At 66.0% G+C, this 6,669-nt stretch carries 8 protein-coding genes; 6 read left to right on the top strand and 2 right to left on the bottom strand.

Translation table 11 applies throughout. The annotated features are described in order from the left end of the window. A partial coding sequence (locus N825_RS39015) for an aldehyde dehydrogenase family protein (RefSeq protein ID WP_157619378.1) occupies positions 1-167 on the bottom strand: 167 nt, incomplete at its 3' end. Positions 168-332: 165 nt separating this feature from the next. On the opposite strand from N825_RS39015, the gene N825_RS18635 reads away from it, so the two are divergent. The 4 genes from N825_RS18635 (at position 333) to N825_RS18620 (ending at position 4,647) form a co-directional block, all read left to right on the top strand. Further along, positions 333-929 carry a glutathione peroxidase gene (locus tag N825_RS18635; protein ID WP_037455196.1) on the top strand — a complete coding sequence of 199 codons (597 nt, stop codon included), beginning with the start codon at positions 333-335 and terminating at the stop codon, positions 927-929. A 109-nt stretch (positions 930-1,038) separates the two neighbouring features. Next, positions 1,039-1,764 carry a hypothetical protein gene (locus N825_RS18630; protein ID WP_037455194.1) on the top strand — a complete coding sequence of 242 codons (726 nt, stop codon included), beginning with the start codon at positions 1,039-1,041 and terminating at the stop codon, positions 1,762-1,764. Positions 1,765-1,859: 95 nt separating this feature from the next. Then, complete coding sequence (locus tag N825_RS18625) at positions 1,860-2,318, top strand: flagellar basal body-associated FliL family protein (protein ID WP_037455192.1); 459 nt, start codon at positions 1,860-1,862, stop codon at positions 2,316-2,318. A gap of 238 nt (positions 2,319-2,556) precedes the next feature. Then, entirely contained in the window at positions 2,557-4,647 is a 2,091-nt protein-coding gene (locus N825_RS18620) for a sodium-translocating pyrophosphatase (RefSeq protein WP_037455189.1), read from the top strand. 99 nt (positions 4,648-4,746) lie between these two features. Here the strand turns inward: N825_RS18620 and N825_RS18615 are convergent, their stop codons facing one another. Beyond that, on the bottom strand, positions 4,747-5,280 hold the full coding sequence (locus tag N825_RS18615; protein WP_245613161.1) for an outer membrane protein assembly factor BamE: 534 nt from the start codon (positions 5,278-5,280) through the stop codon (positions 4,747-4,749). A 127-nt stretch (positions 5,281-5,407) separates the two neighbouring features. Between N825_RS18615 and N825_RS18610 the strand changes: the two genes are divergently transcribed. Both N825_RS18610 and N825_RS18605 read left to right on the top strand, forming a co-directional pair. Continuing rightward, positions 5,408-5,956 carry a ubiquinol-cytochrome C chaperone family protein gene (locus N825_RS18610; protein ID WP_037455186.1) on the top strand — a complete coding sequence of 183 codons (549 nt, stop codon included), beginning with the start codon at positions 5,408-5,410 and terminating at the stop codon, positions 5,954-5,956. A 28-nt stretch (positions 5,957-5,984) separates the two neighbouring features. Further along, positions 5,985-6,563, top strand: coding sequence for a YceD family protein (locus N825_RS18605; protein ID WP_051512555.1), 579 nt, complete (start codon positions 5,985-5,987; stop codon positions 6,561-6,563). The last annotated feature ends 106 nt before the right edge of the window (positions 6,564-6,669 follow it).

Below are 6,669 nucleotides of genomic sequence, written 5' to 3'. Positions count from 1 at the left end.
CCGGGCAGCGCCGCGGCGGCGGCCTCGACGGCCGCGGCGACATCGGCCTTGCCCGCCAGGGCCACCCGGCCGCTGACCTCGCCGGTCGCCGGGTTGAACACATCGGCCCGGCGCTCGCTGGTCCCGGTCACGACGCGGCCGCCGATGTAATGATCGATATTGGGCATGGCTGCCCTCCCCCTCTTGATTTGGTTCGTTACCGAAGACACTAGCAAGCAACAGGGACCGGCGACAATGACTGGCGGCGATTTTCAGGAACGGGCTTTTCAGTGGACCGGGTTGGCGAACGATCCATTTCCTGGGATACCGTCACGCTTTCACCGGAGCCAGCCATGCGCCGCACGAGCCTCGCCATCCTCCTGACGATCACGACCCTCGGCATCCTCGCGCCGCCGCTCGCTGGCTCGAACCCCGGGAGCGCCGCCATGCCCTCTTCCGTCCAAACCTCGAAAAGCGCCTTCGACTTCGATTTCGTCGCGATCGATGGCAAGCCCCTGCCGTTGTCGGACTATGCCGGCAAGGCCGTGCTGGTGGTCAACACCGCGTCGATGTGCGGCTACACCCCGCAATACACCGATCTCCAGTCCCTCTGGGACCGCTATCGCGACCGGGGATTGGTCGTGCTGGGGGTGCCCAGCAACGACTTCGGCGGGCAGGAACCCGGCAGCGCCGAACAGATCAAGGATTTCTGCGAGGTCAACTTCTCGGTCGATTTTCCCATGACCGACAAGCAAGTGGTCACCGGACCCAAGGCGCACCCCTTCTACCGGTGGGCCGGAGCTGAGTTGGGAGCCGCCGCGGCGCCGCGCTGGAACTTCCACAAATATCTGGTGGCCCCCGACGGCAGACTGGCGAACTGGTTCCCGACCGCGACATCGCCCGCGTCCGATCAGGTCATCAAGGCGGTGGAGGCGGTTCTTCCCAAGTGACGCCACCGTTGGGTGTTGCGCCGCACCCCGCGGCTGCGCGATAAAGCACTTCCACGAACGGGGTACGTACGTTCCCCGAAGCGCTTATCGACACCACGGGAACCGCGGCATGACGCTCGGTCTGCATGACTACGAACGGCGTCGGCGGCGTCGATACTGGGGGCGTACGTTCAAGTTCATGGCGTTTGTCGGCGTACTCCTGGGCATTGGGCTGTTCGCGTACCAGATGGGCGTCGAACAGGTCAAAGGCCGGGAGGCGGGCCTCAGCGCCGACAATGCCCACCTCAGCCAAGCCAACGCCGAATTGAGCCGCTCCGTCGCCGCCCTGCGCATGGCGGCCCAAACGGCCGAAACCAAGGCCGCGGAGTTGGAGGCGCGGCTGACGCGCGAGTTGCCGACCGGCGACCTGGCGCGACTGACGGAGCTGGCGCGCGAACGGTTGGCCGCCGGCGTCGAGGCTCAGCGGCTGGTCTTCGTGCTCAACCAGATCAAGACACCCCGCCAGTGCGAGAAGCCGGAGAACAAGCGCTTCATCCTGCCGACGCCCATCTACAAGGGCCCCAACTCCACCGTCGGCTTCGCCAACGGCGCCATCACCGTCAGCGGCGAGGGAACGCCCGCCCGCGGCGCCAGCGGCAACGCCGAGGGTTGGTTCGATCCCGCCTCCGTCGTCACGATCCGCTTCACCGAGGCCGGTGGCCGGCAGACCGAGGCGAAGGGCGTGCTGCCGTTGCGCCACGTGGTGGTGGCGGCCGGCATCGAGCATCAGTTCACCGTCACCTCCGGCGCCCGCTCCTTCGTCGAGGTCACCAGCGAGCGCTGTCCCTTCCCGTGATCGAAGATCGCCTCGCTTAAGCGGGTATTAAGGCATCCCGGGCGACAAATCGCGGTCGCCGCCTCCCCGGCGGGAAAGCGGTTTGGAGAAGGGCGATGATGAGGATCCTGGTGCTGCTGCTGGTCGCGATCCTGTTCGGCGGCGGCGGCTTCGGTGCCGGCTGGTACCTGTTCGCCAACAAGGAACACCACGAGGAAAAGGTCGAGGAACCCAAGCCGCCGGAACCCAGCGGCCCGCCCGTCTTCGTCAACATCGGCCCGCTGACCGTCCCGGTGCTTGGCGCCGAGCGGATCGACCAGTTCGTCACCCTGATGGTGGCGTTGGAGGTCGCCGACATGGGGATCGCCGACACCGTGCGCGCCAACGCGCCGCGGCTGACCGACGCCTTCCTGACGACGGCCTATGGCGCGATCGCGTCGGGCAAGGCGATGCAGGGAGGCCTGCTCGACGTGCCCCAGATCAAGGCCAAGCTGAACGACGCCACCGCCAAGGTCATGGGCAAGGGGGTCGTCCGCGACGTGCTGATCCAAATCGTCAACCAGCGCCCCATGTGAAGCCTTGGAGTCGCCTCCGAGTCGCGACCCTTAGTTTCATATACGACGTCAAAAACAGGGCGAAAGAAGCCGGATTCCGCTACTTGGCGCAGCTTTCCCGCTCGCACCCCGCCACGCGGTTGCTTTGTCCGCCGCCCTCCTGCATGCTTTCGCCGACAAGAAATTGCCCGCTACAGCCTTGAATCAACGGGATGATTGCGCGCGATAAAAACTCTTCGACGGGAATCTGGGGGGATCGATGTCAATTGCGTTCATCTTCATCATTCTTTGCGGCTTGGGGGCCCTCGGCTACGGCGTCCACGCCGGACGGCAGGTCATGGCGGCCAGCGCAGGCTCCGACCGCATGCGGGAAATCTCGGGCGCCATCCAGGAAGGCGCCCAGGCCTATTTGAACCGGCAATACACGACCATCGCCATCGTCGGCGTGGTGATCGGAGTGATCCTGGGCTTCATCCTGGGCATCCATGTCGCGGGCGGCTTCTTCATCGGCGCCATCCTGTCGGGTGTCGCCGGCTATGTCGGCATGAACGTGTCGGTGCGGGCCAATGTCCGCACGGCCGAGGCGGCGCGGAACGGCATGACCCCGGCGCTCGACATCGCGTTCAAATCAGGCGCCATCACCGGCATGCTGGTGGTCGGGCTCGGCCTGCTGGGCGTCACGATCTATTATGGAGCGTTGCTCGCCAGCGGCATGGAGATCCGCGCCATCCTGGAGGCCCTGGTCGCGTTGAGCTTCGGCGCCTCGCTGATCTCGATCTTCGCCCGGCTGGGTGGCGGCATCTTCACCAAGGGCGCCGATGTCGGCGCCGATCTGGTAGGCAAGGTCGAGGCGGGCATCCCGGAGGACGATCCCCGCAACCCCGCGGTCATCGCCGACAATGTCGGCGACAATGTCGGCGACTGCGCCGGCATGGCCGCCGACCTCTTCGAAACCTACGCCGTCACCATCGTCGCCACCATGCTCCTGGCGGCGATTTTTTTCGCCGGTGAGACGCAGGCCCGCCTGATGATCTACCCGCTGGTGATCGGAGCCGTCTGCATCATCGGTTCGGTCGCCGGCACCTTCTTCGTCAAGCTGGGCGCGAGCCAGAACATCATGGGCGCCCTGTACAAGGGCTTGGCGGTCACGGCCGCGATCTCCGCCGTGCTGATCCTGCTGGCGACCGCGCTTCTGCTGGGCTTCGGCACGCCGCTGGAACGGATCGAGGGCGGCTCCGTCACCGGCATCCGGCTGTTCGTCTGCTCGCTGGTCGGACTAGGCGTCACCGGCCTGCTGGTCTGGATCACCGAATACTACACCTCCACTGCGTTCCGCCCGGTCCGCAGCATCGCCAAATCGTCCGAGACCGGCCACGGCACCAACGTCATCCAGGGCCTCGCCGTCTCCATGGAGGCGACCGCCCTGCCCGCCCTGGTGATCTGCGCCGGCATCATCATCGCCCACGCCATGGCGGGCCTGTTCGGCATCGCCATCGCCGCCACCACCATGCTGGCGCTGGCGGGCATGGTCGTGGCGCTGGACGCCTATGGCCCGGTCACCGACAACGCCGGCGGCATCGCCGAGATGGCCGACCTGCCCAAGGAGACCCGCGTCATCACCGACGCGCTGGACGCCGTCGGCAACACCACCAAGGCCGTCACCAAGGGCTACGCGATCGGTTCGGCCGGTCTGGCGGCGCTGGTCCTGTTCGCCGCCTATATCGAGGACCTCAAGCACTACTTCCCCAATGTCGAGGTCAGCTTCAACCTCCAGGACCCCTATGTGGTCGTCGGCCTGCTGATCGGCGGCCTGCTGCCCTATCTGTTCGGCGCCATGGGCATGACCGCGGTCGGACGCGCGGCGGGCTCCGTCGTGGTCGAGGTCCGGCGGCAGTTCCGCGAGATCCCGGGCATCATGGAAGGCACCGCCAAGCCCGATTACGGCCGCGCCGTCGACATGCTGACCCGCGCCGCGATCCGCGAGATGATCCTGCCCTCGCTGCTGCCGGTGGCGGCGCCGATCGTCCTCTATTTCGTGATCAACCTGATCGCGGGACAAGCCGAGGCCTTCACCGCGCTGGGTGCCATGCTGCTGGGCACCATCGTGACCGGCATCTTCGTCGCGATCTCGATGACCTCGGGCGGCGGCGCCTGGGACAACGCCAAGAAGTACATCGAGGAGGGCAATTACGGCGGCAAGGGATCGGAGGCCCACAAGGCGGCCGTGACCGGCGACACCGTCGGCGACCCCTACAAGGACACCGCCGGCCCGGCGGTCAATCCGATGATCAAGATCACCAACATCGTCGCCATCCTGCTGCTCGCCATCCTCGCCAAGCTGGCCGTCTGACACCACCGGACACCCAAAACCGGACACCCAAAACGAAAGGCCCCGGAACCGCGAGGTTCCGGGGCCTTTCCATGTCCATCCCGCAGCTTGGGGAAACCCTCAGCGGCGCTGGCCGCCGACGCCCGGCTGGCGCAGACCGGTGTTGCCGCCCGAGAAGCGCCCGACATTGCCCAGCATCTGCTCGATGAAGTTCATGTCGCGGCCCGCGGTCGGCGTGGTGCGCTCGACCAGTTCGACCTGCTGGCCGGCGTTGTGGTCCATCTCGTTCAGGGTGGCGACGGTGCCGTCCTCGTTGAACTTGACCACCACGATCTTGCGCTCGACCACCTCCGGACGGAAGAACGCCGTCTTCTCCGTACGCGAGCCGATGTAATACCAGGTATTCGGATCGAAGGTGCCCACCGTCGACGGCGTGCCCAGCGTCACCGCGACATCGTCACGCGTGCTGACACCCGGTTGGATCTGGTCGAGCCTAGCTTTCTCGGCGAGATTTCCCCGCGTGTCGATCGTCGGGGAGCAGGCGGCCACCGTAAGGCCAAGCAGGCAGACGGCGGCGGCGTGACGAAATGTTGGTCTGACCATGATTGCCCGGTAATGTCCATCAACCGCCGCCCCCAGCCAACGACCCAGCATCCGATCCTGGAGTCCAACGCGGGACTCCAAGGCGGATTGACTGAAACCTGGGCGGCACCTATTTCGGGTGGGACAATCGCACCCGCCACGCCGTCCTGTCAACTTTTCGGATCAGGGAGAGCCACCTTTGCTGAAGCGTCTGTTCCAGCGGAAACGCCCCGAGGCCGAGGCCCTGGACCTCTATGACGCCATCGTGGCCCAAGCCCGCCAACCCTATTTCTACGCCGCCTTGGGCGTGCCCGACACGATCGACGGCCGGTTCGAGATGATAGCGCTGCACGCCTTCCTGGTGATGCGGCGCCTGAAAGGCCAGGGCGCCGAGGCCGCCGCCGTGTCGCAGCAACTCTTCGACACCCTGATCGCCGACATGGACCGCAGCCTGCGCGAAATCGGCATCGGCGACCTGAGCGTGCCCAAGCATATCAAGAACATGGCCAAGGGCTTGTACGGCAGGATCGTCTCCTACGAGAAAGGCTTGGCGGAACCCGGCGACGCGGCCCTACACGCCGCGTTCGACCGCAACCTCTATGGCACGGTCATGGAGGTGCCCGAAGAGCATTTGGCGGCCATGACCTCCTATCTGCGGCGCGAGGACGAGGCGCTGAAAACCTTTCCGCTCGACCGGATGGTGGCGGGACACGTCCGGTTCGGCCCGGCGTCCGCCGCCGCCGCGTGACACCTCCCAATCCCAAGGAGATCGTTCGATGATCGGCAAACCCGCCAACGATCAAGCACCTGGCCCGGAAATCGGAGTCGAGTTCTCCCGCGTCGTGATCGCCGACCGGGTGAGCGCGGACGAGATGACGCAGACGATCAAGGCCAATCCGACGGAATGCCGCCGGCTCGCGGAGCGGCTCGACCTCGTCGACCTCAAGTCCCTGAACGCCACCGTCCGTCTCAAGCGCGTGCGCGGCGGCCAGATGATCCGGGTGCGCGGCACATTGGAGGCCGACGTGACCCAGACCTGCGTCGTCACCCTGGATCCCGTCGACAACCACGTGGCTGACGAGTTCGAGATCATCTTCGCGCCCCGACACCTGATCCCCGAGATCCCATTGGAGGTCGAGATCGATCCCGATGCCGAGGAACCGCCGGAGCCGCTGGTCGGCAACCAGATCGACATCGGCGAACTGGCCGCGCAGCACCTGTCGCTGGCGCTCGATCCCTACCCGCGCCGTCCCGACGCCGGGTTCGAGGACCATATCGAAGAAGATCCGGAGGAGGTGCCGGTCAAGCGGCCGAACCCGTTCCTGGCCCTTGCCAAATTGAAGCGGCCCGACTAAGTTCGCCCCTCGCGCCGGCGCCCAAGGGGCGTTTTCTGTGCTTGCCCCGATGGGGCGTTTTCTGTAATGAAGCGGTTCGCATGAGGCGGCTCCGTTGGGCCGCCTT

This window comes from Skermanella stibiiresistens SB22 (assembly GCF_000576635.1).
Taxonomy (GTDB): Bacteria; Pseudomonadota; Alphaproteobacteria; order Azospirillales; family Azospirillaceae; genus Skermanella; species Skermanella stibiiresistens.
This window is presented reverse-complemented; position numbering and strand designations above follow the sequence as displayed.

Bases quoted from the DNA above. Each gene is read 5' to 3' on its own strand.
- N825_RS18635 (WP_037455196.1), top strand. From the start codon at position 333: ATGCGCCGCACGAGCCTCGCCATCCTCCTGACGATCACGACCCTCGGC.
- N825_RS18620 (WP_037455189.1), top strand. From the start codon at position 2,557: ATGTCAATTGCGTTCATCTTCATCATTCTTTGCGGCTTGGGGGCCCTC.
- N825_RS18615 (WP_245613161.1), bottom strand. From the start codon at position 5,280: ATGCTGGGTCGTTGGCTGGGGGCGGCGGTTGATGGACATTACCGGGCA.
- N825_RS18625 (WP_037455192.1), top strand. From the start codon at position 1,860: ATGATGAGGATCCTGGTGCTGCTGCTGGTCGCGATCCTGTTCGGCGGC.
- N825_RS18605 (WP_051512555.1), top strand. From the start codon at position 5,985: ATGATCGGCAAACCCGCCAACGATCAAGCACCTGGCCCGGAAATCGGA.
- N825_RS18630 (WP_037455194.1), top strand. From the start codon at position 1,039: ATGACGCTCGGTCTGCATGACTACGAACGGCGTCGGCGGCGTCGATAC.